The following is a 24539-nucleotide window of genomic DNA, read 5'->3' as shown; positions in this document are numbered from 1 at the left end:
ATGGAACCGTGGGAATGGGACGAGGCCACATGGCGCGGCAAAGTCGAGAAAGTGCGGGCTGGCCGTTCGCTGAAACCGAAGGTCTGGAAGAATGGTACACGCTGCGCCGTGGCTCTTTCCTTCGATAGCGACCATGAGACCAATGAGTTGCGCGATGGCGGGGAATCCATCGGCCGTCTCTCACAAGGGCAATATGGCAACCGCCGCGGTGTACCACGCATTCTGGACGTTCTGAAAAAAACCAGCGTTCCCGCTACCTTTTTCGTGCCTGCCGTTACGGCCCTTCTTTATCCCGACGAGCAGAAACGCGTGATTGCCGAGGGCCACGAGATCGGCTTGCATGGCTGGATCCACGAGGTGAACACGAAGGTACCGCCCGAAAAAGAGCGTGAACTGCATCTGCGCGCCGCCGAGACGATCGAAAGGATCACCGGCGTCCGCGCGGTGGGAATGCGCACGCCGTCGTGGGATTTTTCCGCAGTAACACTGGAAATAGAGCGCGAACTCGGACTTCTTTACGATAGCTCGCTGATGGCGGATGACGATCCCTATGAGTTGCTTGAAAGCGGCGAGCCCACCGGCATTGTCGAGTTACCCGTGGAATGGATCAGAGACGATGCTGTCTATTTCAACATGAACCGTTTCACAGCCCACCGCCCTTACACGCCTCCACCCGCAGTGCTCGACATCTTCAAACGCGAGTTCGACCGCGCCTATGAGGAAGGCGGCCTGTTTCTGTTGACCATGCATCCGCACGTGTCCGGTTACCGCTCGCGCATCTTCATCCTCGAAGAACTGATCCAGCATATCCAGAGCCATGACGATGTGTGGTTCGGAACGCACGCAGAGATCGCGCTCTACGCCAAGGAGAATGCCGATGCCTGACGTGATCCGTAAAGTGGCGATTGTCACCGGCGGCGGTCGTGGTATCGGGCGGGCCTGTGCACTGGATTTTGCAAAGCACGGGTTCGATCTCGTCTTGGTCGACATGATGGAGGATGATCTGGCGCGCACCGCAGCGGAAATTCGGGAACTTTCACGCGAAGCCCTTACCTATCGAGCGGATGTGCGTGACTACACACGCGCGGCCGAGATCGTGGGGAATGTGGATGCGAGACTGGGAAGGATCGACGTCCTCTTCAACAATGCGGGCCGCCCCATGGCCAAGGGTATAGAAGAGATTTCCGAGGAGGAATTCGATACCACCATCGACACCAACCTCAAGGGTGCCTTCAACTATATCCAGCCAACAGTCCCTGTCATGCGCCGCAATGGCGGCGGTCGCATCATCAATATGTCATCGATGAACGCCCATACGGGCGGCGTCACCAGTGCCGTCAGCAAATTTTCCTATACGGCGGCGAAAGCTGGCATTCTGGGGATGACAAAGGCACTTGCAAAAGAACTGGCCCCAGAGATCGTCGTCAATGCCATCTGTCCAGGTGTCATCAAGACGGAGCGCTCGAATGCCATGATCGACGCGCGAGAAGCGCAGCTCGCGGCAGGTATTGCGATGAAGCGGGTCGGCACCCCGCAGGATGTGGCAAGCGTGGTGACATTCCTCGCGACCTCCGAGCCCAATTTCATGACGGGTCAGGATATCCAGATCGACGGTATGCAGTGGATCCGTTGATCGACCTGCAACGCTAAACGACAAAAAATCCTGTCGCTATCAACCTCCGCGAGGACCTTTGCTCGGGCGCGCATCGCGTGCCGCGGCAAGGCCTCTGACGGCGTCTCGATGCCCCGTCGATGCCGGGCCCTCAAATACCTGGATGGCTTCGGCATAGCGATCCAAATTGAGATATGAATAACCTCGGATTACCATCAGATCATTCCGTTCAGTGGCGAAACGGGCGCGCTGGTCGAGCAGGATCAGCGCTTTTTCGTACTGGCCGTTATTGTAGGCCGCCAATGCCCGGTCCGTAAGGATAGCGATCTGAAGTTCTGTCGCCTTGGTCTTGTCCATACCGGATTTTGTGGCCGAGACGGCGGCATTGTCGGTGAGGCCCATGCGCAGATAGGCAAGGCTCTGGCCGTAGGCCGCGTCACTTCGGATCGTTGGCTGGCCGCCCTTCAGCGCCGCCCCGAAAGCCTTGAGTGCTTCCGCGGGCCTGTTGGCATCCATCAGGCACCAGCCCTGTTGCAGGGCTTGCTGGGGCGGAAGACCATCCGGATTGAACGTTGCGTCGCACCGGCTTGTTTTCCGCGATGGCTGGTTTTGGGCAACAACCGTTCTTCTTTGTCTCGGCGCAGCCGTGGTCGCCCCTTCCTGATAGACGACATCGGTGGGCTGGACGTCAGTGACGTGTTGACGGGCGATGCGCGGCGACGCAGAAGGATCGGGCCTGCCAACGGCGAGAATACGCTCAGACTGCGCGCCCCATTGCTGCTGGAGCTGGCGCACGCCGGCAACGTTGTTCAAATCCTGATAGGACAGCGCCAGTCCATAGGCGGATGGCTCGTCATCGGTCTTCCAGCCCAAGGCCGTGGCGAACCACTGCGCCGCCATTTGCGGCTGCAGAAACGCACGGGAATACCAGCCGAACTCCTGCGCTGTCGCGGCATCTTTCTGCGCAACGGTTTCTTCCGCAATGCGCCGCAAAACGTCAGGCTCCAGAGCAATGGGCGGATCAAGCGCCAGAAGATTGGCGGTTGCTGCAAGATAGGTCTTGCGCGCATCGTCCGACGCATCACGCCATTTATATAACACGTCTTCTGCATCGCGCGGTTCGTTCCGGGCGATCAAGGCCAGCGCGAGGCCCTGCGAGGCAGATGCTGAATCGTCTGCCGCTTTTGCTTGCCGGAACCATTTTTCCGCATCCTGATTTTCACGGCGCAGATTGTACCAGCCCAGCAACAGTGCGTCGCTGGCCAGCTTGTCGCTTTCGGCAAGGCGCTCCATTCGCATCAAATAGGCAGCTGGAACGATGACGTCCTTGCTCTCACCACCACTGGCGACGAACTGACGGGCGAGATCGTTCTTGATGGGCTCGAACTCCAGAAGTCCGTCTACCCCAGGCTTTTCTTTCGAAAGAAGATCATTCACCATCGCAACCGGGAGAAGTTCCGAAGCCTTCTGGACGGTTGCGAGCCGATCGCTGGCACCTTCGCAATTGCTCAGAACATAGTTATAGGCGTCCCGCGCGCGCTCAGGCTTATCGGTGCGCGCGAAAGCTTCCGCCACACGCCACAGCACATCGACCTCGCCGCATGTCAGCAGTCCGGGACTTGCTGCGGCCGTATCGAGGACGGCGTTATATTGCTTGAGATCGGAAGCGTTGATCAGTTTTTGCCGTGCCTCGGCAAGCCCCACCATCTCGGTCAGGTTTGGGGGCGGCTGCCAGCCTGCATCTGCCGCCTGACGATCAGCGATCGCCTTGCGCACCTCCGCATACCGGCCATTGGCATAAAGCTGCCACATGGTCTCCAGTTGCGGATCGCCCTCCTCTGGAACGGCAAGCGGATTGCTTGGGGGCGTCCAATCGGGGTAAAGCGCCCGCAACCGGGCGATTTCCGCCTGAAGCCGCGCCGTATCACCTTGCGCGGCAAAATATCGAAGTGCACTTTCATCCACCACGACAGGTTGGGAGGACGCGGGCGTTGGCGTGAGCTGAGAAGCCGAAGGCTGACGCGGAGCCTGCGCGACCTTGATCGCCGAGGGATTGCCCGGAGCAGGTGTCGTCACGGGTGGGTTGGCATTGTTCTTTAGCGGTACATTTGCGGAAGAGGATACGGCACCGAACCCATCGGATAGGATCGAACCGGTCGTGTGAACACGCGACACCCGTCCCAACAGTTCATCGCGCCACTGGTATGCGGTGACACCACACAGAGCCAATATCGCGGCTGATATGTAAAGCGACTTTCCCATCACAAGCACTCCCGATGCATTTCAGTCGCAAATGACAGAGCCAAGAGATGCAACGAAGATGGATAATAAAGTGTTGACGTGAAACGACGGAGATCCTCTGGAATAGGTGTTTTGTCGCTAACGCAGGCTGAAAGCGCTGGGATGATGCGATATCCGGCATCCGACAGAACATCTTTCGGTTCTCCGGTTCGCAGCTCGAATGTGGCCATGTTGCCGCCGTCGATCACGGTTCCATTTTGCAAACGCTCCAGAAGCTTCTTATCTCCTAACCCTGCTCTCGACAGATAGAGCGGTATTCGAACGGAATTATATCCGAATTCCTGCGGAAATCCGTCGGCGGGCCGTGGCTTTGTTTTTACCGAAACCCAGTCGGCGGGAAGTTTTCTCGGGCCAAAGGCATAGGCCGTGATCTGTGCAAGACCGTCCTTGCTCAACGCAGCCCAAAGCGGGGAAGGCGCAAGCTCGTTCAGGACGGGAAAGGCTTCGAAAATGAAGTAGGAAGGATTAACGACTGGCCCGTCCGGCCGATCGTCTTCTCCGAAACCTGTCGTTCCAGGCAACAGAAGTGTGCGCCCTCCCCTTTGGACAACCGCTTTGGCAAGCACCGTCTCGGCAATGGAGCGGGCAGCTTCAGCATAATCAGTCTTGCCCCACTGCCTGGATGCCAGTGCCAAGGCATAGGCGATCAGGATGTCGCCATCGGTGGCATTGTTGATATCGGAAATATGCGGGGTCGCCTGCGGGTCCCATTTCCACGCGGCCAGCCCATCATCCCGAACCATTAACTCGGTTTGGGTGAACGACCAGATCAGCTCGAAATCGGCCGGTTGATCGGCAAGAACGGCAAGCCACATGCCGTATCCTTGTCCCTCGCTGTGGCTGATATTGTTGTTTGCAGTATCAACAATACGTCCGGCAGGATCGAGAAACGCCGACTTGTAAGCCGACCAGTCGGCCTGCGTTATCGAGGCAGCCCTTGCACCGATTGGAGACAAGATCATCACCAGCATCACCAGGGTTTTGGACAGGAGGCAGCACGCATATCTCATTTTTGTCGCCCCATGCCACGCAGCATCAGGAATGTCACACATCCCAACAGCGTGAGAAACCCAATGAAAACCACAGAATAAGAAAGCGTGTTGGTCGATAGCCAATTCGCCGCGATCAACCGCCAGTTCGAAAAGGAGAACGGACGGGTGATGATGAAGCTGGGCTGTTCGGCAGCGATCGTCTCCACCTTGTCGGCGGCTGCATCATAGGTAGCGATGCGTCCACCCAGTGCATTCCAGCGTTTCTGTTCGACCATCGCGGCCATGCCGGTCCGCAAATCTGCAGACGTCGGTGCGGTGGCCATGGTCCAGACACCCTCGCCGCCAGGGCTCAAACCCTGCGCGAGCATGAACGAGACATTACCTGGCGGTGTATAAATCTGCTCGGCACCGGGAAGAAAGCGCAGCGTCTCAGAACTGATGTCGAAGTTGCGCTTCATCCATTCCTCAAAGGACGAAATCTGCCCCTGCCAGACACCGCCATCGACGCGTTCCCGCCAGTCATTGAAAAGCTGATCCGTCTGTGCAGGTTGAGCGGCGCTGCCGCTCTCCCGCCAGGCAACCTGACTTGCAGGCGCGAGATCGAGCTGACTGATCAAGGCCTGCGGCATCTGCGTCAGCGTTCCGAAGAACAGGGCGTTTCGCTCACCAACGGCGCCCGGTGTTGCGACGAGTTCCACAGGAATAGGTTGTCCGCCCGCAAGGGCCAGACGGCTGAGAAACGTGGCTGCAGCCGACATGGTATCGGTGTCCACCCGCTCCAGCCATATGGCGACAGGTTGACCGCCCTCACGATAGGGCTGGCCAACACCGTTCGTCGCGGCGAGATCGGGCGCTCGACCGATCATCGCGTAATTGGGGATATGAAGTTCAGTCGTATCGAACAGCGCGAAACGCGGTGTCTGGTTTGCTGGTGCACCCGGCAGGCAGGCTGTATCTGCCTGCGTCATCAACACGGCTTCGATGGCAATCGTATTCACGCCCGGCACGAAATGGCGCAGGGTGACGTTGATCGGTAGATGCCTGAAAATACCGCCGCCGCGGTTCGACACCGGCACCGTCGAGGCGATATTACCATTGACGTAAACATCGATGTGGCTACCGGGCAAAACCTCGTTCGAGTAGGCGGCATCCAAAAGCAAGGTCGCTTCACCATAGGCCGAAGCGTAAAAATCTGCTGGCGTACCAATGGTAAAATCGGTGCGGAAGCGTCGGCCGGAGAATTCGCTGCTTTTCACGCCGAGCGCAGAAAGCGAGATACGACGATCGGACATGACCAGCGGCGCGTCCGGCGTATGCCATGCCTTTGTTGAAAGCGTCGCGCGGGCTGCGCCTGTCGGGCGCTCGACCGATGCGGTCAGTTGGTCGATGGCAAGCTGCATTGCCTGCGGCGTCGGACCACCGACGATGAGCGCCGATACACCATTGATAATGTTGCTCTCAAACCCCGCATAGGGACCTGACAGGGCCTCCGGTGGCACCGCCCGCGTGGCGGCGGCAATTTCGCGTGCCGTGCCAGCAAGAACCGTCAAGGTTCCGGCCGTTTGCTCTCTGGGCAAACTCGTACTGAACGTCACCTGCTGGTTCGGCATCTGCGTGCGAAGAGCAAGGGCTTGGGCAAGCTTGAGGAGTGGCTGGGCAGACACCGGGTTCGTGAGGCCCGGTGCAACGATATTGATCGCCGTCAGACCAGCAAGATCGGCGCCCGTCGCCTGGATGTCGTCAATCGTACTGAACCGGTTGCCGACATCGCCGTTGAACGTAATATAGGTGCTGGCGGGGCTGACATCGGTCCAGAGATCGTATGTTGACTGTATCGTGCAGTCGGTGCGGTGGCGCTGTTGTACGCCCAATGAAATGACGTTGGCGCCAGCCTGAAGCGCATCGGGTGGAATGGCCATGGTAACATTGCCCTGAGCGTCCGGCGAAGAAACGGTTTTTCGCTCCAGAGGTATGTTGTTGACGGAAACTTCGAGGTTGGAACTTTCCGGCGCAACGACAATCGCGTTCTGATAGCCGATCGTCAGCGATACCGCTGCCTTGGCCTGCTCCGGCGTCAAATAGAGCGTCCATTGACGTTGATCCATTTCACCGGTGAGGCTGAGGTCTTGAAAGGGCAGGATGTAGCGGCGACGGTCATCGGCGTCGTCCGAGATGGCAGGGGTCACAGCTCTCGGCGATGCCGCAGCACCTGGCGCAGGAATTGGCACGGCGGGCACTTCTGTCGCGGGTTTCTGGACCGGCGGGGCTGGCGCAACGGGCGCTGGGATCGGCAGCGCCGCTGGCTTTTCCGGCGACATGTCGAAGGGCGTCGATTGCGCGAGGGCGATGGTTGAAATGGACACGAGACATATGGCGGAAAGGAGCGACTTTCTCATGGTTTCGGCGCTCCCAATGCCGGCTTCGTTTGCCGTTCCGGTTTGAGGGAACGGAAGAAATAATAGAGGCCGCGTTGCGTCTGGAAGATCGCGATGACCATGAACGTCACCGTGCCCTTGATGAGGCCTGGATTTTTTCTGCGAACGCGTTGAATCTCACTCCACTGCTCCGAGTTGGCAAAAATGAGATCCGCGATCAGCCGGTGATCCACCGCCTTCTGGGGCGAGAATGTGCTACCCACCGAGATAAAACCATCCTGCTTGACGGAGCGAACGATGTTGATACCCATCGTTTCCGGCACGCCTTCGCTATGCGGCTTGACGCGAATGGTGGCGGTCGTTCCCTTTTCAACGGGAACCAGCCCGGAATCAAAAATGTGAATGAGCATGCCGTGCACGGAGACGTTTTCCACGGTCGCAGGCAACCACGCGTCGCTATCGCCAACTTGCAGTTCGCAGCGCCGCTTCACGGTAACGCGACGCGACGCGGATTTTTCACTCCGCTCCGACACAACGCCGAGTGCGCAGCCCGCGAAGATGATATTGAGCAGGTTCCAGCCACCCACCACCAGCGTCACATCGGCCTTATAGGGCTCTGCGTAAATGCGATAGATCGCGAAAATCATGGCGATCACAAGCACACCAAAGATCACGAAGAATGGCCGGCTGATTTCGGAAAGACGGGCCTCGCTGATTGACTCATCTTTGGCCGTGACCTTGAAGGTGGGTTTCGAGGGATTGAAGATCACCGAAACGACAGCGGGCAGAAGATGCACAGTCTGCACATATTCATAGAGCTCAGATATCCAAGGCCATCGGAAACTGCCGTAGAGAAAATTCTGCATCATCAGGTTCACGAGCATGTATGCCGCCGTGTAGGCCAGGAACTCGCCGCCGGACGCGACGAAAATCTGAAGATCGAAAAACAGATAGAACAACGGCGCAAACAGAAAGATTGTCCGTGGGAAAGGAAACAGCCAGAACAGCGTCGATGACATATAGCAAAGACGCTGCGTGAACGAGAGTCCTCGACGAAACAGCGGTTGGCGAAAGATCAGAATCTGCATCATTCCTTGCGCCCAGCGGCTTCGCTGGCCTATGAAGCTGGCGAAGGTCGCTGGCTGGAGCCCTGCGATCAACGGTTTGTCGACATAGAGGCTATGCCAGCCGCGTGAATGGAGGGCGAGCGCTGTTTCGCAATCTTCCGTAATGCTGACGCCGCTGAATCCGTTGGTTTCTTTCAGCGCAAGGCGGCGCAAGACAGCTGCAGAACCGCAAAAGAACGCGCCGTTCCACTTGTCCAGACCACGTTGAATGATGCCGTAAAACATCTCATTTTCACTTGGCATCGTCTCGAATGTGCGCAGATTTCGCTCGATCGGATCTGGGTTGAGGAAGAAGTGCGGAGTCTGGACAAGGAAAAGCCTGTCGTCCTCTTCAAAATATCCCACCGTTTCGAGAAGGAAATCGCGAGCGGGCGCATGATCCGCATCGAACACGGTGATGAGTTCACCGGTAGAATGCTCGAGGCCATTGTTCAGATTTCCAGCCTTTGCATGCGCATTGCGACCACGGGTCAGATAATTAACGCCCAGATCGGCACAGAGCTGCTTCAGCTCTTCGTGGCGGCGTGCGGCTGCCTGCGCTTCCAACACGTTGGAGGCATTCCGTTTCTGGACCGTGCCGCCATCATCCAAAAGCCAGACAGTGAACTTGTCTGCGGGGTAGTCGATATTCTTGGCAGCCGCAAGCGTGTTGGCAAGCAGGACGGCGTCCTCGTTATAGGTCGGCACGAATATATCGACCGTTGGCAGATAGCCGGGTGAACCGGGTCGCGACTTTCGTGATGGCAGCGGCATTGACACGATCACGAGGCTTAAAGCCAGCATTAACACGCTGTACATTTCCGCCAGATACAGCAAAAAGCCGGGAATGAAGTTTTCAAGCTGGTTGATCGGCGGCAGGGTGCTGGTGGTGCGCCAGTAAACGTAGCGCAACACAATCGCCGTGCCGAAACCGAGGCCGATCAGTCGCCACGCGCCTTTTCCGTTCAGCGATTTGATCGTGGCCAGCAGCACCAGCGAAATCGCGGTGGCAATCAGATGGGTCTGCAAGCTGACCGGCAAAGTCACGATGACCAAAACGCAGACCGAGACGAGCACCCAGACGATGACGGAGATGGCCTTGCTCATCTGCAAACCTTGCTTTCAATTCGACGAGAGGCCACATGCCTCAAATTAAAGAGTTACAGCCCTGTAGCCATCACGCGTCGACACGCATTTGGACAGCATGACCTTAAACTGGTTACGTACATCCCTGGGCACCCCGCCCTGAAGTCGCACAGTCGGGTGACGGGATGACGACACGTTTCGTTGGCGCACGCTCGCCCTGTCTCGACACATCATCCGGGCGAGCGGGTGTAGGAGACACAGCGGATGGCGACGGAATGACCACGCGCGACGGTGCCGGATTGGAGATCGGCTGTAGTAACCGTTGCGGCTGCGCCACAGCTGCACGCGCTACAGGACGGCTCTCTTGAACAGGCTGTCGAGACGGCGTTTGAAGTCCAGGCTGCATGGGATTGTCATTTGCCGTAACCGGATAGATCGGATTGCCCGAGCGCCCCATACCATCCGGCGGCTTCTGCGCCGTACCGTAAGGGTTCCAGCCCTCTGCATCATAGCTGCCCGTAATGGTGTAATTGTACATGACAGTCAGCAAATCTCGCGCGGTGACACCTGACTGGCAAAGCCGCAGCGTGACATTGATGCGCCCAAGGTTCTTGAAACCCTGCCGCATATCTTCTGGCGAGCGAATATGTTGCCATGCGTAGATACACATGTCATCGCTCGAGCCCTTGCCGGATGCATAGGAAAACGCGCCATAGGCATTCTGCAAATATTCGGCGGAGGTCGCCAGACTGGCACCAGGGAAAGCGGATCGAATCTCGCGCGAAATGGTCGACGCTCGCAAGCTGCCGCTGGACAATCCGTCCTTGCCCGTATCTTCGGCGCGCTGCGGCCCGAAAAGTTCGATCTTGAGGAAATTCTGCCCCGGCGTCCGGGCATCGGCGCGCAAGAGAACCTCCTGCTGAACGGCATTGGAAAAGGTTCGGCTGATGACACCGATCACTTCGGGGCCACCGGGAGGAGGAAAAATGAGCGCCTCTTCCGGCGGCAGCATCTTAGGCGCGCCGGAAGGCCTGACGCCTCCAGGATTATTACATCCCGACAGCACCACGGCCATACCAGACAATAGAACAAAGGCAGCGCTGTTTTTCGCTGCCGCACCCGCCACCCTACCGATGCTGGCAAGGCCGCAAGCATACCGAATCATATTTGACCAAACCATGGCTATGGAATACGCGAGGACGTTGATTTAGCAATCAATGTTTCAATAACATTATGTAGTAAACCATAAAGACTGACCCTGGAAAACAGCACGCCTCCACTGATTTTTACTGCCGCAAATAGCAGCTTGCTTCTCTCATAGACGCTTTGAGCGCACTGCATTGGTCGCAACTGAAAAAAGACTTAACTCAAAAGCTGCACCATTGGCGCCATTCAATCTCATGTAGATAAATACTCTTTATATAATTCAAAATGATAGCTAGAATTCGTCGATAAAATTATACTACAGCAGAACAAACCACTGTGGAAAGTGGAACAAAATAAGACATAGCTCGTCCTGATAGCATGATGGGAGCGTCACGCGGTGTGCTCTTTTCGGACTACGCGCTTTACACCACGAGGTCGAAGCAAAAAAACCGCCGATCGAACCTATTATATGACCATCGTTAGAACGGCAGCTTTTGCTGCAGGACCTTTCCTTGCTCTTTCTTCTGCGCCGGTGCTTTCCGCATGCAACATCTCTGACGCAAAGCTGCAAGAAGCGATATTACAAGGCTCGGCGTGGCCACAATCGCGAAGCTCAACATCGGTAGGACGCTCACCTGAAATACACCAGCACGACGTCACGTTGCATGACAGCCGACTGATCCTTGAGCGAGGCCGTTTAATCCATGCAATATGATTTAATTGAAAGGTATGAGACGCAATGTTCCCACGCGGGAACAAAGTGCTCACAAAGTTGTTGTGTCTCCACTACCAGAAGCTGCTCAAATCCGGTGCCAAATGGATACGCATTATTCGAACCACCCTCCATCCGTACTGTCATCTGTGGATTTGGAAGAGATCAATCGATTTCACACAGCCTGGTGCGAAGAAAATAATGTCGAAAAAAACGATCCACGTGCCATCGAAGTGGCTGCCGCATTGATCGAGTGGTATTCGACAAGCCCTGCGTACAGACAGAGTGCAAAGCTGGACCACCCGCCGGAAGTGCCGAGTTCGCAGCAAATAGACACTCTGCTTGAGCGTCTCGGACGAACATAAATCCTACGCTGGATTTGCCTACCCCGGCCATAACGTCGCTCTTCGCGGCGCCGTAAGACAGCGGCCTGTCGGTAATCATAACACGCGGCGCATATCCTTCACCTTGAGAATCTGTCGCATCAGATGCATGACAGCCTTGGTATCGCCGCGGCTTTGCACAAGTACATCGACTACAATACCCGTCCTGATCGACCACGCGCCAATCACCGATTGCGAACAGTTAAAGATTCCGGCAATCATTAGGTAAAGTCTTATGCTCTGGAGTTTCGAATCATCATGAAAAAGTCACCCAACTCAATCGATATACATGTGGGCTCGCGTATTCGCATGCGTCGCGTCATGCTGGGCCTGAGCCAGGAAAAACTGGGTGACGGACTTGGAATCACATTCCAGCAGGTCCAAAAGTATGAGAAGGGCACAAATCGGGTTGGTGCCAGCCGGTTACAGCATATCTCGGAACTGCTGGATGTTCATATTTCCTATTTCTTTGAAGGCGTTCCTGACGCAGGAAACGACAGAACGGTGGCGGTGCCGAATGCCCTGTCCCAGTTCCTGAATTCGAAAGAAGGCAGATCCCTTGCAAAGGCGTTTTCTGCCATAGAGGACGCTCACGTTCGCCGTCGCGTTCTCGAACTCGTCCAGTCACTGGGCATGAACGCCGAGACAGACGCTCCGAAAACCAAAGAAATCTTCGTAACTCCAGTGAACTAACTGACATGGTTTTTCGATTGGCCACATTGGGCCGTTGCACTGTGGAAGATGAGAGCGGAAACGTCGTAAACGTCTCCACCCAGGCCTTGCTCATCTGTTCCTATCTTTTTGATATTGGCAGACCGGTTGCACGACGTGATGTCGCCAATCTTTTATGGCCCGGCAACGGCGAGGCGGCGCTGACAAATCTGCGTTCGACTTTGCGACGTTTTGGGCTCGCGACGACGAATGCCCCTGCCCCTCTGATCATTGCCGACACCAACGCCCTGTCCCTGAACCGGAAAACGGTGGCCTGCGACCTTGGCTTCATGACAATATCTGAGCCGCGGGAGCGCCTTCACGCAGCCTGTGGTGCTGTCGCCATGCAATTTCTCCCGTCTGTTGGCGAAGGAAAGACAGCGCTCGACATGTGGGTCAGAGATGTTCGATTGCGGCTTTTGAGTACACTTCGCTCATTGTTCATGGACATTTCCGGCTCTCCAGCGTTGCGGTCCGCAGCCAGTGCAGACCTGAAACGCGCCGCAGTCCTTCTGCTTGAAGCGAACCCCCAGGATGACGATGTCAGACAGCAACTGTCGTCGGGGCTTGGCACGCAGATAATCGTGTCCACGCCACGTCTACTGGCGGTGAAGGAACAAAGCGCTGCGAACCAAGCGGTGCAGCCCCGTATTGCTCTCCTTCCTCCTCACACGTCTAAAGAGGCGAGCCGGGATGGATCGATTGCAAATGCATTGATAGAAGATTTGACGATTGGGCTTTGCAGCAGCCATCTGGTTTCGGTTGTCGCACCCTACACGTCAGAGCGTATACAGGCATCGAAAGACAAGGCCGCCGTGCTCGAGAAGCACAATGTCGTTTATGCACTCGACAGCAGGCGAACTGACAACCAACTGTTCTTCCAGCTGATTTTCACACCGACTGAGGAAATCATCTGGGCAGACCGTTTCGAATTAGCTCCTTTCTTGATCGCATCCCATCGGGAAACGATCGCGCTGGCAATCCAGCGCGAATTGATGTCCAGAATAGGTTTGCATCAGGGCGCAGTCGGCGATTTTTCGCGCAGGCCCGAGGCTTACTTCCTCTATCTCAAAGGTCTGCAAACTCTTTCCAGCGTCAGCCTTCCCTCGATCCGACGTGCCCGAAAATACTTCAAAGAAGCGCTGGAGCATGGGAATGACCTGCCCGAAGCGCTTGCGGCCATGTCGCGCACACTCACCATGGAGTGGTTGGTGACGGCGAGGTGCGATGACGAACTCCTCGCGAAAGCGCAGTATTTTGCCGACTGCGCCATCAAGGAAAACGGCGAATTTGCCAGCGGGTTCAAGGAGCTGGGTGTGAGCCGCCTTTTCATGGGAAATATCGATGAGAGCCTAGCCGCGCTTTCACAGGCTGAAAGCCTCAGCCCGCAATATGCCGATGTACTGGCCAGTCATGCCGACAGTCTGATCCATGCCAGCGATCCCGCCAGTGCGATGATCAAAATCAACCATGCAATCTCTCTCAATCCCATATCGCCGGATATCTATTTTTGGACGGCAGCAGGTGCCAGCTACTTTTTACAGGACTATGATCAGGCGCTGGCTTATATCGACAAAATGAGCAACAAGCGGGCGGCGTCCCGGCTTGCTGCGGCCTCTTGCGGCATGCTGGGAGAGGTTGATAAGGCTCGCGCTTATCGTGCAAAAGTCTTTGAAGACAATCCGAATTTTGATTTGGAGCGCTGGCTGGCTGTCATTCCCCACAAGGAGCAATGGCAGACCGAATTGTATCGAGACGGCCTCAAGCGGGCCGGATTTTAGGCAAGGGATTCTATGGCACAAGCAGTTATTCTGGGGATTGAGGGTGAAGAGGGTCTTTGGCTGGTGGATTTTCAATCTGGCACGATCACCGCCGTCAAAGAACCCTTGACCGGGGAGCTGGAAAAGGCGGCATCCCTGCGTGCATCGGGTGTTGCGATAACCAAGGGTGTCAATTTCGCGATCTCGGCTTCTGCTGACACCTTGGGTGCAGGCGGCATTCACGAAGATAACGGCTGATCTTGCAACTCGATAATTATCGCGCGTGTTCTGCGGGCGAAACCCTTGAAAGGGTTTCGCCTTTTCTTCGTCGGCTCGGCATCACCAGATTGGGCCGGCAGACGGATCTCGATGATATCGGTATTCCTGTCTGGTGCGCATTTTCCCCGAATGCAAAAGCAATCGTTATCGCCCAAGGTAAGGGTATGGATGACAATGCCGCGAAAACATCGGCTGCGATGGAGGCAATCGAGCGATCGGTGGCGACAAATCCAGCTTGCCAGTTGCTCGTTACGAGCCGGCAGACGTTGCAAGCTTCCGGACACGCCACGGATACCCTCGAAAGTCTGCTCTCGCCGCACGCAAAGCCGGTATCACCAAGCGAAGATATCAATTGGGCACGCGCTCAGCATCTGTTGACGGGCCACGAGATATGGGTACCGTTCGATGCTGTGCATCTCGACCGGACCGTGACATCGCCACGATATTGGCAATCGTCCGATGGCCTCGCCTCCGGCAATACGCGTGACGAAGCCGTGCTCCACGGTTTGCTGGAAAGGGTGGAGCGTGACGCGCTGACGCTGTGGCATGCGACTCCGGCAACAAAACGATACACATCATCCATCGACACGAATGCGATTGCGGAACCAACACTGCGGAACGCACTGGCCAAAATCTCACATGCGGGTCTGGATATCGTCTTGTTCGACATCACGACGGATTTACGGATACCGTGCATTGTAGCGTTGATGGGTCCCAAAAACCGAGCAAACACCCGCTCCATCCGCCATGTTGACATCACTTACGGCGCTGGTGCCTCCACTTCGCCGGCCATTGCAGCAATAAGAGCCATTACAGAGGCCGCCCAGTCTCGGATCACGTTCATCGCTGGTGCAAGAGACGACTTGCTACCAGATGTTTTTTCCCGGCACGCAGACCTGATGACTGTCGCGGCGCTGGCTACGTGCCCATCCAAAAAGCTCACCGACCTTCCCATTCTGAGTGCAAAATCCACCGAGCTGTCTCTTCAACTGGTTCTGGAGCAACTTTACAATTGCAGTATCCAAGATCTCTACGCCGTTGATCTTGCGCCTGAATGGTTGCCCGCCAGTGTCGTGAAAGTCATCGCACCTCAGCTTGAAAATCCGGATGGAGAACGACACCGTCGCTTAGGCAGTCGTGCTCTTTCGAAGGCTTTATAATGCACGTTGTTTTCGTTGGGCCAAGCTTGCCGAATGCTCATGAGTTCGTTGCCGCAGACGTCAAACTACGTCCACCCGCCTGCCAAGGCGATGTCATGCAGGCGATTGCGGATGGCGCACTCAAAATCGGATTGATCGACGGGCAGTTCGAAATGGCGGCACCTGTCTGGCACAAAGAGTTGCTGTTTGCTCTGTCCAGGAACATTTCAGTCTTCGGCGCCGCGAGCATGGGCGCATTACGGGCGGCAGAATGCTCCGCCTACGGCATGATCGGAATCGGTAAAATATTCGAGGACTATGTATCGGGTATTCGCGTGGACGACGCCGATGTTGCCTTGACCTATGGTCCTTCAGAACTTGGATATCCACCCTTGAGTATTCCACTTGTCAATGCTCAGGCGACGATTGCCAAAATATCCGTTCTCGGATTGCTGAACCAACAACGTTGCGAAAAACTCGCTCGTGCAGCGCAGTCTCTCTTCTTCAAGCGACGAACATGGAAGACAATCTGCCACTTGGCTGGCATTGACCTCGAAACCCTCAAACCCGTTTTAGACATTTGCTGGGTAGACCAGAAAAAGCGGGATGCCATCGAGTTGCTTCAGGCAATGGGGCAAAATCTTCAGCCGGTGAAGGCCGACGATTGGCAATTCAACGCAACCACACTGTTTCGGAAAATGTACTTTTAGTTTTCGGACAAGGTAGAAACGCCGTATTAAAATCACGCACTGCGTGTGCAACGGTTTTGCAACGCGCTTAACGCCCGATCTTTGCATAAATAAATCCATCGCAACCGACATACGATGAGATTTCGATGACATTATCTAGAACTGACGCCGAGATTGATGAACGCCAGGAAGACTTTCTCACCCTCATCAATATGCTGACCTACGCACAAGGCGTTGCGGAAACGTTGGGTGCGCCATCGGCTAGCTGGTACATCGACGTGGCAAAGCAAGCGCTACAGTCCGCTTTGCAAAGCGAGATGGACGTGGAATTTTCAAATGCCGACATCGTAAACCTCGCATCGGGCCGCGCAGGCCATTGCTGAGGCGATTTTTGCGATCGGAACTGACGATGATATTACGCGGCAGCACAAATTACAGCGGCCGCGTTCGCATCGTCCAACAAGCCAGTCACGGCGTCAGCGGTACGCGTCCGTCCAAGAGCGATATAGGGCATTTGGTTTAGCCCACTGGTTGCCTGTGTTGAGCACTTGAAATGTTGCTCGGTTCGCTGTGGTAAGCTCCACATTACCTGAAGGCGACCATAGGCGTGCAGGCATTATTTCGAGATCGGCAATCTCTCCGGCTATAGAAACAGTCGAAAACACCAACAGACTTACGCAGATTTTGCGTACCAGAGATGGAAATCAGGCTTTGAGCGCACGATAGAACCGTGAGTGCGAGATATGGCGAATGTTTAGGGTACCCAAAGACCTGTCAGCCAGCCACGACCTCATACTCCTGACGAACCGATGTCTTGTGAAGCATGTGATCATAGCCATAAATATGGATCGAGATCACGTCTTCACTGCTTTCATTCGCCATCATGTGAATGTTTGGGCCACTTGGAAGCAGGCAATCGATGAAGCCTGCGTTGCGAGCGACGCGTTCACGCTCGACAACTTTGTTACCCTCGAGTGAATGATAGCGAATTTCTGTTAGTGAGCCTTGGAGGACGCCGAAACAGCACGAGCAATGATGATCGTGAATGGATGTTTTCGCGCCAGACGCCCATGTCATCGCCCAGACACTCATGTCACCCTCTCCCAGAAGAAGATTTCGACTGTAGGTTCCTGGCTCGGATCTCAACGGAATGCCCTTCAGCAACTCGGGTTTTGCGAGCATCAATTCAAGCGTTTCCCGTGTCGATCTCAAATATTCGCGCACCAGAAAGCTAGACCTGTTTGCCAGCTCGCCGAGGACCTCATTCATTTTAACGTCTTGGTAGGCGGAGGAAGAAAGGAGCATGAGCAATTCCTACGAATCAATTGTCAACGTTTTTATTGCTAATTTTAAAAATTAACTTGGTAAATAATACCTCAAAAATTCAATTATTCAACCATATTGTTCTATTTTTTTAGATGCAAGCGAGGTCAGACCTCCCGTTTGGCAACGCCGTCGCTCAGTCGTGACGGCTCATTGGCCATGGTCGCCAGCCCTGCCACAATGCTCGATCTGCTACGGCTTAAGCTGCACATAGCGCGCGAACTTGCCGCTCGTGGAATTGAAACTGGACCGTTGATACGAAACGAATATATCGTATGGTGCATTGCAATCCGTTCGCCAAACGGGCGTAGCGGCCTGGGGTTTTCCCGCTGGAGAAAGACAGCCACCTGTGGCAGCCCGCCCGCCTGCCAGTGTGTATGGCATCACGAGGCGCCCCCCCCACGACGAACCGAGACGCCACCCAAACCTTGCCTGCTGGTCGCAATTAGGGTTTCTAGCAATGATCGTTTTACGAGATGCGGCTGAGAAGTCCTCTGGTCATATTAGGAGACCCGCGTGATGAGTCTTAAACATGGGCGATGGCTCAATGAGCCTGTTACATCAAATGCTTCCGATATCGAACTTTCGGTAACAACAGACGCCAATACGGATTTTTGGCGAGAGACGCACTATGGCTTTGTGCGTGATAGCGGCCACTTCTACGCATTCCAGGCCGGAGGTGATTTCACCGCCCAGGTTCGTGTCCAGGCACAGTTTGAACATCTTTACGACCAGGCGGGCCTCATGGTCAGGCTCGACGAAAGACGGTGGGTCAAGACTGGGATCGAGTTCTCGGACGGATATGGCTTGCTCGGCAGTGTGCTGACAGATGAAACCTCCGACTGGGCAACGTGGCGCTATAACGGCAACCCGTCAGATTTTTGGATAAGAGTGTCCGTCCAGAGCGGTGTCTTGAGAATACAAGCTTCCGGCGATGGGCAGACATGGCCTTTGGTTCGCCTCTGTCCATTCCCAAAAGCGGATCATTATCTCGTTGGCCCGATGTGCTGCACTCCCGAACGCTCGGGCTTGGAAGTCCAATTTAGTGAGTGGCAATTCGGGCGGGCCCTGGGCAAAGACCTCCACGACCTGACGTAGCCATCAGAACGCTTCATTGAGTAGCGGCAGCGTTTGCCTCTTGCGCAGAGCGAATAGACTTTGCTGAGAACGATGACCACTTTCAATAACAACCAACGAATGGCTGTGCGACTGCTTTAAAGGCGCGAAGCTGCCTTTGGGATACGGTCGCCAATGACCGTTTGGGATAGAAGGCGTCTTCCGCTTCGCGACAAATGCCGTCATTGCGATTGACTCCAAACGCCCTATTCGGCGACGTCGTAAATCTCAGGAAAACAAGTGTCGATTTCGAATGTGGCGTGCATGACCTGCCGCATCCTTTCCGGCAAAGTGTTTTCGACGTCGCATATGGCTGACGTCCATCGCCCAACCGCACCCGCTGCAGCGGACAATGGCTTTCATCAGGCGCGTTGCCATTTCTCCAGGCTCCCCGCCTTCCTCGTTGAAGATTGCAGTCAAGGTCGAGACAGTGATCGTCCCGACGATCCGGAACGAATCCAACCCGGAGTGCTCGTCTACTGGAGACACAGTGAGGAAGAGCATCCGTTCTATCCACCCCCTTGATAATCGCTGGTGGCCCCAACGATCACAAAAGGCGTTCGCCGCCCGGCGCAAGTGCGCTTCGCGACGATTATGTACGTTCAAATTTCGCGGAGCGCGACGAATAACGCCTCGTGCGTGCAACCCGATCGATAGAAAGCCGGTGGGTAGCCGAGTGGCGCGGCGATCTCGACCTCCGAACCACCCTCAAAGGTCTCGCCCGTCCACATGTGTACCCAGCGCTCACCTTTGGGGAGATAGACAATGCGTGTTTCTTGCGCGGCCTGCCATACCGGCGCGATCAACATGTCTGCACCGTAGAGGTAGCTATCCTGGATCGTGTAGGTGTGGTGATCATCCTGGTAATGCAGGAAGAGCGGGCGTTGTACAGGCAACCCGCGTTCCACCGCCTCTGCTGACAGAGACCTGAGATAGGGTGCGAGGGAGAGGTAAACGCGTGTCATGCGCGCAAAATGAGACAGGACTTCCGGGTTCTGATCAATCTGCATATTCTCGCGAGGGCGGTTTCCTTCATGAGTGCGCATCACGGGCGTGAACGCCGCCATTTCAGCCCAGCGCATCAACAGCTCCGGCGTGCGGACATTGCCGAACAGGCTGGTGTAACCGCCGATATCGGAATGGTGGTAGGCATTGCCGAGAAGGCCTGATGACAGCGCTCCGCAGATGACGGTTACCAGCCCATCGTGACGTGAAAAGTCAACCGACTGGTCCCCGCCCCAAAGAAGCGGGCAATGTTTCTGAACGCCTGTGAAACCGGCGCGCATGAAGAACAGGGCGTCACCAGTCCTGTCGCGCGAAGCGATCGCCTTGGCGTTGACCTCGGCCCACAGCGTCGGCCAGGCATTGTGCATCATCTTGGCATCGATACCATTCGACAGGTGGACGTCGATGGGAAGATATTCACCAAAATCAGCCATCCAGCCGGAAAGGCCGAAATCCAGCATATTCTTGCCGATGATCTCTTCTGCGAACCATTCGGCTGCCGCCTCATTGGTGAAATCCACGACACCGCAATCGAATTCTCCGAAATCCACGAGGGCAGTCTTCCCCGATCCGTCCGTGGCGAAGTAACCAGCGGCGTCTGCGACCGCAAAGAGTGGTCCATCGACGCAAAGGTACGGGTTCACGTAGCCCAGAAAGCGAATGCCGCTGTCGTGCAGTTCTGCAATTTTCTCTCCTAGCCCAGGATATCGCGTCTCGTTGGCTTGCCAGTCCCAGAACAATCTGGACCCGAAGGATGTTTGTCTGAGACCAACCCAGTCCTCGCACCAAAGGGCGGAGACCTCCACACCCGCTTGGCGAATGGTATTGAGGCGGGTAAAGGAATTAGCGCCGTCCTTGAGCCCGATGATCGCACCGTTATAAACCCACTCTGGAAGTGGTGGCTGCCGACCGAAGCGCGTGGACAGGGTCTCGACCAGTTCCACGAAGGTGGTGCGCGCAAAGATCTCGATACGGTCGGGTATGGCCCACACCTCGATTTCGTGAAAGCCACTTTTGCGAAAATCGAAGACTGAATAAGCCGTTGTATCGACGTGGAGGGCGTAAAGCGCCGACGATACATAGGTCGGTTGCGGGTAGTTGGTGGTGTAGTAATCTCCACCGGCCTTGTCTTTGACATTGGCTTTGAAGGTGATCTCCGTTGTCGGGTCGCGGCCAACCCCGGGTTCGGACGTCCACAGCGGAAAACGGCGCCCACGCATGTCGAAATAGGACATTTGCTCGCCCCCACCCCAGACGTGTTCGTCGTCTTCGGCTTCGATGCGGATCCAGAGACGATTGAGCATGGGATCGGTCGCTTCAAACATGATAGCGCCTTCAACGATCGTCAGGACGAGACGAGGCGGTTGCCCAGCAGTGTCGGAGAGCGTAACTCTGTTGCCGTCGACTTCGGTGTGGGACAGGCCGCGGCGCTCGATAACGTAGTCTTCGATGTCGAAATTGCCCCGGTACATATCCATGCGCTCTTGGCCGATGCCGACAAAGATGGCAGGCGAGGCGGCGTTGTGATCGAGGATTGTGTGTCCCTTGAGGGACAAGGTGAAGCCGGTCTCGGTCTGCTCGAGTTTCATTTCATCGTCTTTCAAAGTCTTCGATATCCGTTTGTTCGCGACGCAAACTCCCTCACCCCTTGATGCCGCCTGCCGTCAGACCGGAAACGACGCGTTCCTGGAAGATGACGATCAGAATAGCCACAGGCACGATACCGACAACGAGGGCTGCGGAAATCACAGGCCAAGGGAAGGCAAATTCGCCCTGGTAAAGCTGAATGCCGACCGGAAGGGTGCGTAGGGCTGGATTGGAGTTGAAGGACAATGCCAGCAGGAACTCATCCCAGGCATTGACGAAGGCAAGGATACCGGCGGTAAAGACGCCAGGCGCGCAGAGCGGCACCACAATCTTGAACAGCGCCCCCATCCGCGTACAGCCATCGATCATCGCAGCGTTTTCCAGATCGCGCGGAATGCCCTCGAAGAACGAAACGAGCATCAACGTGCAGACCGGCAGACTCAACACCGTGTAAGGCAGGACCAGCGCAGTCCAGCTGTTGAGGAGATTGAGCGCACGCATGATTTCGAAAAGCGGCACCAGAAGCGTGACCAAGGGAAAGGTGGACACGGCGATGATGAGCGAGAGGATCAGTCCACGATACGCGAGATTGAGCCGAGCCAAGGCATAGGCTGCGAGGACGGAAACCAGCAACGTCAGCGCTGTTGATAAAAGCGCCACCATGAAGCTGTTGAAAAGGAAGACATGCAGCGGCTGGTCTGAAAACGCCTGCATGTAATTTTGAAGCGTCGGCGCGTGCGGGATCCAGGTGATCGGTTTTGCGGTCAGCTCCGCTTCCGACTTCAAAGAGGTAAACAGGATCCACAATGCAGGAAACATGCCGTTGATCAGCAGAATACCAGCGGCGATGAAACGCAGCGGCTTACCGGACAGAAAGGACATGGAGCCGGAAGCGGTTTGGGTGCTCATGCGAATGGCTCCTTTGTTCGGATCATGCGCAGATAGACGGCTGTGACACACATGGACATCACGAACATCACGACGGCGAGTGCCGAGCCATAACCAAGATCGAGGAACGAAACTGTATTCTGGTGGATGTACATGGCAAGCGTTGCAGTCGATGTGCCTGGCCCGCCGCCCGTCATCATGTAAGGAATATCAAAGGTCTGTAGCGCCGTTATGGTTCGGAAAATCAACGCCACGACGATTGCGGGTTTGAGCAGTGGTAGCGTGATTTCGAAGAACTGGCGCAGCCGACCGGCACCGTCGACATCCGCAGCTTCATAAAGAGAACGCGGAATGGTTTGCAGACCCGCCAGAAGGATAAGGGCCATGAAGGATGATGTTTTCCAGACGATGGTCAGGCAAATGGCTGCAAAGGCCCAGTTGGGCGAATTGAACCAGATAATGCCCTCAAAGCCCAGGCGATTGAGCAGATCGTTGACGACACCATATTCGGAGTGGAAGAACCACGCAAAGATCAATCCGGCAAACGAGAGAGGCAACGCCCAGGGGATCAGAAGCGACAGACGAACGGGCCATCTTGTGACAAAGGGAAGGTTGGCCATCAGTGCGAGACACAGACCGACCACCAGAGCGCCGGGCACGGTGATGAGCGTGATCAAAACGGTATTCCAGGTCGTTTCCCAAAATACCGGATCTTCGATCATGAGCTGGTAATTCTCGAAACCGACGAATTCGGCTGGCAACCCCGATGTTAGAGACAGGTTGAAAAAGCTGGTATAGATCAACCGGCCGACCGGATAGACAATAATCAGCGAGAGAAGCAGTGCGGCCGGCGCTAGAAGCAAGGCCGCCAGCGATCGGTCACTGAGGTCAAGCCACCTTGCCCAGTTTGGCGAGGAGGCCAACTGATTGTCATCAGCTTCTGATGGTATCATGTTCGCCATCGTTTTGTCCCGAGACATTGAAAGGTCCGGCGACGATTCATAGCGTCGCCTCCGGCGGTCGGACCATTTTGGAGAGTGTCTCCCCCACCTTACAACAGGAGGGGGAGATGATGATCAGGTCACGTGTTAGCGCAATATCCGCTTCAAGCGTGCCTCAATCTGGTCTGCGCCCTGCTCCGGCGTGGACACACCGGCGAGAACCGAGTTAACGGTCGTGCGGATGACCTCGCTGACTTCGTTATATCGCGGTGTGACCGGACGCGGTTTGGCTGTCTCCACAACCTGAAGCGCATCTGCAAACCATGGCGCGCTCTTCAGAACATCGGCATCCTTATAGAGGCCGGCATAAGTCGGCAGCAGCGAACCGTTGACCGCCATGAACTTGGACACGTCCTGAGAAGACAGATACTCGACCAGCTTCTTGGCTTCATCCTGATGCTGGGAATAGGCCGATACGCCCCATTCCCAGCCGCCCAGGCAGGTTGCCTGTTCTCCACCCGTCACAGCTGGCAGACGCGCCACGCCGACCTTATCAACCACGGCGGATTCTTTTCCCTGAGCCTGCGCCCAAGCGTAGGACCAGTTGACTGCGAAAATGGCATTGCCAGCCTGGAATTCCTTGCGGGTATCATCGGTGCCGACTTCAGCTATGTTCTTCTTGGAAACACCCTCGTCAACAAAGCTTTTCCAGAGGCTCAGCGACTTGACAGCAGCATCGCGATCAAATGTCAGACGACCGTTCTCCGTGAGATTCTTGCCCTGGCTCCAGTAGGGCAGCAGGAAGGTGCAGACCGCGCCTTCGATCGCCTTGCCCTGGAAGGACAGTCCCTGGAGATTGGCATTGCCCTCACCTTCAGAAATCTTCTTGGCTGCGGCCTGCAACTCGTCCCACGTCTTGGGTGGTTGAATCCCGTATTTTTCAAGGAGGTCCTTGCGATAGTAGAGAAACTGCGAGTCTGCGAAGGCTGGCAGTGCAATGACTTTTCCATCGACCGTGTTGGCGCCAGCGTAGGCTGGCAGATAGGCCGACATATCCTTGTCGGCAAAGTCGCTGGTCCAGCCAGCCGCCGCAAATTGCGCAGGACGAATGACGTCGAGGATCAGCACATCCAGGGAAGTATCCTTCGCAGACATGACCGTATTGAGGTACTGGGCCTGCGCTTCGGATGTATTGCCACCGGTTTCGATCTTCACCTTAATGTCGGGATTGGCGGCCTCATACTTATCGAGCGCCTGACGCCAGACCTGAGGCTGGTGCTGACTGGAAATATAAATGCTCAATGTCGTCTCGGCTGCGGCTGGCATGGCAAAAGCCAGCATCGTACCGCAGAAAAGAGCGCCGGTTAATCTCGTCAAAGTCATGTTTT

General features: G+C 55.7%; 19 protein-coding genes and 1 pseudogene. 9 read left to right on the top strand and 11 right to left on the bottom strand.

The genetic code is table 11. The features are described from left to right. Positions 1–885, top strand: coding sequence for a polysaccharide deacetylase family protein (locus tag EKM04_RS22365; protein ID WP_183893665.1), 885 nt, complete (start codon positions 1–3; stop codon positions 883–885). After that, entirely contained in the window at positions 878–1633 is a 756-nt protein-coding gene (locus EKM04_RS22360; RefSeq protein ID WP_183893663.1) for an SDR family NAD(P)-dependent oxidoreductase, read from the top strand. The genes EKM04_RS22365 and EKM04_RS22360 overlap by 8 nt, the downstream gene beginning before the upstream one ends. Positions 1634–1672: 39 nt before the next feature. On the opposite strand, the gene EKM04_RS22355 is transcribed toward EKM04_RS22360, so the two are convergent. The 6 genes and pseudogenes from EKM04_RS22355 to EKM04_RS23185 all read right to left on the bottom strand — a co-directional run. Then, positions 1673–3874: a cellulose synthase gene (locus EKM04_RS22355; protein WP_183893661.1), complete on the bottom strand. Its 2202-nt coding sequence runs from the start codon at positions 3872–3874 to the stop codon at positions 1673–1675. Further along, positions 3874–4884: a family 8 glycosyl hydrolase gene (locus tag EKM04_RS22350; protein WP_252094098.1), complete on the bottom strand. Its 1011-nt coding sequence runs from the start codon at positions 4882–4884 to the stop codon at positions 3874–3876. The genes EKM04_RS22355 and EKM04_RS22350 overlap by 1 nt, the downstream gene beginning before the upstream one ends. A 35-nt stretch (positions 4885–4919) precedes the next feature. Further along, positions 4920–7301 (bottom strand): cellulose biosynthesis cyclic di-GMP-binding regulatory protein BcsB, encoded by a 2382-nt coding sequence (locus tag EKM04_RS22345; RefSeq protein ID WP_183893657.1) that lies wholly within the window; start codon positions 7299–7301, stop codon positions 4920–4922. Further along, positions 7298–9493 (bottom strand): UDP-forming cellulose synthase catalytic subunit, encoded by a 2196-nt coding sequence (bcsA, locus tag EKM04_RS22340; RefSeq protein WP_183893655.1) that lies wholly within the window; start codon positions 9491–9493, stop codon positions 7298–7300. The genes EKM04_RS22345 and bcsA overlap by 4 nt, the downstream gene beginning before the upstream one ends. 112 nt (positions 9494–9605) lie before the next feature. After that, a complete protein-coding gene (gene bcsN / locus EKM04_RS22335) occupies positions 9606–10637 on the bottom strand; it encodes a cellulose biosynthesis protein BcsN (RefSeq protein WP_327786284.1) in 1032 nt (343 codons plus the stop codon). A gap of 1077 nt (positions 10638–11714) precedes the next feature. Continuing rightward, positions 11715–11897, bottom strand: a pseudogene (locus EKM04_RS23185) (DDE-type integrase/transposase/recombinase); the annotation flags it as partial. 74 nt (positions 11898–11971) lie between these two features. Here EKM04_RS23185 and EKM04_RS22325 point away from each other — a divergent pair. The 6 genes from EKM04_RS22325 (at position 11972) to EKM04_RS22300 (ending at position 16674) form a co-directional block, all read left to right on the top strand. Further along, a complete protein-coding gene (locus EKM04_RS22325; protein ID WP_174154665.1) occupies positions 11972–12406 on the top strand; it encodes a helix-turn-helix domain-containing protein in 435 nt (144 codons plus the stop codon). Between the two features lie 5 nt (positions 12407–12411). Beyond that, positions 12412–14205: a hypothetical protein gene (locus tag EKM04_RS22320; RefSeq protein WP_183893653.1), complete on the top strand. Its 1794-nt coding sequence runs from the start codon at positions 12412–12414 to the stop codon at positions 14203–14205. 12 nt (positions 14206–14217) lie between these two features. Further along, a complete protein-coding gene (locus EKM04_RS22315; RefSeq protein WP_174154670.1) occupies positions 14218–14442 on the top strand; it encodes a hypothetical protein in 225 nt (74 codons plus the stop codon). A gap of 2 nt (positions 14443–14444) precedes the next feature. Further along, entirely contained in the window at positions 14445–15623 is a 1179-nt protein-coding gene (locus EKM04_RS22310) for a YcaO-like family protein (protein WP_183893651.1), read from the top strand. Beyond that, positions 15623–16312, top strand: coding sequence for a TfuA-like protein (locus EKM04_RS22305; RefSeq protein WP_183893649.1), 690 nt, complete (start codon positions 15623–15625; stop codon positions 16310–16312). Before EKM04_RS22310 ends, EKM04_RS22305 begins: the two co-directional genes overlap by 1 nt. A gap of 125 nt (positions 16313–16437) precedes the next feature. Continuing rightward, positions 16438–16674, top strand: a complete 237-nt coding sequence (locus EKM04_RS22300) for a hypothetical protein (RefSeq protein ID WP_183893647.1) — start codon at positions 16438–16440, stop codon at positions 16672–16674. A 391-nt stretch (positions 16675–17065) separates the two neighbouring features. Here EKM04_RS22300 and EKM04_RS22295 read toward each other — a convergent pair whose 3' ends face one another. Continuing rightward, positions 17066–17596 (bottom strand): cysteine dioxygenase, encoded by a 531-nt coding sequence (locus EKM04_RS22295; protein ID WP_183893645.1) that lies wholly within the window; start codon positions 17594–17596, stop codon positions 17066–17068. Between the two features lie 537 nt (positions 17597–18133). On the opposite strand from EKM04_RS22295, the gene EKM04_RS22290 reads away from it, so the two are divergent. Beyond that, complete coding sequence (locus tag EKM04_RS22290) at positions 18134–18712, top strand: DUF1349 domain-containing protein (protein WP_183893643.1); 579 nt, start codon at positions 18134–18136, stop codon at positions 18710–18712. 620 nt (positions 18713–19332) lie between these two features. Here the strand turns inward: EKM04_RS22290 and EKM04_RS22285 are convergent. The 4 genes from EKM04_RS22285 to EKM04_RS22270 form a co-directional block, all read right to left on the bottom strand. After that, the gene (locus EKM04_RS22285) at positions 19333–21324 is read right to left on the bottom strand and encodes an alpha-glucosidase (protein WP_183893641.1); all 1992 of its coding nucleotides are present in this window, start codon (positions 21322–21324) and stop codon (positions 19333–19335) included. A gap of 52 nt (positions 21325–21376) precedes the next feature. Beyond that, positions 21377–22231: a carbohydrate ABC transporter permease gene (locus EKM04_RS22280; protein WP_174154685.1), complete on the bottom strand. Its 855-nt coding sequence runs from the start codon at positions 22229–22231 to the stop codon at positions 21377–21379. Continuing rightward, positions 22228–23163, bottom strand: coding sequence for a carbohydrate ABC transporter permease (locus tag EKM04_RS22275; protein WP_183893781.1), 936 nt, complete (start codon positions 23161–23163; stop codon positions 22228–22230). The genes EKM04_RS22280 and EKM04_RS22275 overlap by 4 nt, the downstream gene beginning before the upstream one ends. A gap of 135 nt (positions 23164–23298) precedes the next feature. Then, positions 23299–24534, bottom strand: a complete 1236-nt coding sequence (locus EKM04_RS22270; protein ID WP_183893639.1) for an ABC transporter substrate-binding protein — start codon at positions 24532–24534, stop codon at positions 23299–23301. Between the last annotated feature and the right edge of the window lie 5 nt (positions 24535–24539).

Source organism: Rhizobium skierniewicense Ch11 (assembly GCF_023757665.1).
GTDB lineage: Bacteria > Pseudomonadota > Alphaproteobacteria > Rhizobiales > Rhizobiaceae > Agrobacterium > Agrobacterium skierniewicense.
Note: the sequence above shows the minus strand (reverse complement) of the source record. Positions and strands in the feature narration are given on the sequence as shown.

What these genes read in the sequence shown, in the direction of transcription:
- EKM04_RS22315 (WP_174154670.1), top strand. Translation starts at nt 14,218, where the DNA reads ATGGCACAAGCAGTTATTCTGGGGATTGAGGGTGAAGAGGGTCTTTGG.
- EKM04_RS22305 (WP_183893649.1), top strand. Translation starts at nt 15,623, where the DNA reads ATGCACGTTGTTTTCGTTGGGCCAAGCTTGCCGAATGCTCATGAGTTC.
- EKM04_RS22280 (WP_174154685.1), bottom strand. Translation starts at nt 22,231, where the DNA reads ATGAGCACCCAAACCGCTTCCGGCTCCATGTCCTTTCTGTCCGGTAAG.
- EKM04_RS22290 (WP_183893643.1), top strand. Translation starts at nt 18,134, where the DNA reads ATGAGTCTTAAACATGGGCGATGGCTCAATGAGCCTGTTACATCAAAT.
- EKM04_RS22345 (WP_183893657.1), bottom strand. Translation starts at nt 7,301, where the DNA reads ATGAGAAAGTCGCTCCTTTCCGCCATATGTCTCGTGTCCATTTCAACC.
- bcsN (WP_327786284.1), bottom strand. Translation starts at nt 10,637, where the DNA reads ATGATTCGGTATGCTTGCGGCCTTGCCAGCATCGGTAGGGTGGCGGGT.
- EKM04_RS22355 (WP_183893661.1), bottom strand. Translation starts at nt 3,874, where the DNA reads ATGGGAAAGTCGCTTTACATATCAGCCGCGATATTGGCTCTGTGTGGT.
- EKM04_RS22365 (WP_183893665.1), top strand. Translation starts at nt 1, where the DNA reads ATGGAACCGTGGGAATGGGACGAGGCCACATGGCGCGGCAAAGTCGAG.
- EKM04_RS22300 (WP_183893647.1), top strand. Translation starts at nt 16,438, where the DNA reads ATGACATTATCTAGAACTGACGCCGAGATTGATGAACGCCAGGAAGAC.
- bcsA (WP_183893655.1), bottom strand. Translation starts at nt 9,493, where the DNA reads ATGAGCAAGGCCATCTCCGTCATCGTCTGGGTGCTCGTCTCGGTCTGC.
- EKM04_RS22285 (WP_183893641.1), bottom strand. Translation starts at nt 21,324, where the DNA reads ATGAAACTCGAGCAGACCGAGACCGGCTTCACCTTGTCCCTCAAGGGA.
- EKM04_RS22270 (WP_183893639.1), bottom strand. Translation starts at nt 24,534, where the DNA reads ATGACTTTGACGAGATTAACCGGCGCTCTTTTCTGCGGTACGATGCTG.
- EKM04_RS22275 (WP_183893781.1), bottom strand. Translation starts at nt 23,163, where the DNA reads ATGATACCATCAGAAGCTGATGACAATCAGTTGGCCTCCTCGCCAAAC.
- EKM04_RS22350 (WP_252094098.1), bottom strand. Translation starts at nt 4,884, where the DNA reads ATGCTGGTGATGATCTTGTCTCCAATCGGTGCAAGGGCTGCCTCGATA.
- EKM04_RS22360 (WP_183893663.1), top strand. Translation starts at nt 878, where the DNA reads ATGCCTGACGTGATCCGTAAAGTGGCGATTGTCACCGGCGGCGGTCGT.
- EKM04_RS22295 (WP_183893645.1), bottom strand. Translation starts at nt 17,596, where the DNA reads ATGCTCCTTTCTTCCTCCGCCTACCAAGACGTTAAAATGAATGAGGTC.
- EKM04_RS22320 (WP_183893653.1), top strand. Translation starts at nt 12,412, where the DNA reads ATGGTTTTTCGATTGGCCACATTGGGCCGTTGCACTGTGGAAGATGAG.
- EKM04_RS22325 (WP_174154665.1), top strand. Translation starts at nt 11,972, where the DNA reads ATGAAAAAGTCACCCAACTCAATCGATATACATGTGGGCTCGCGTATT.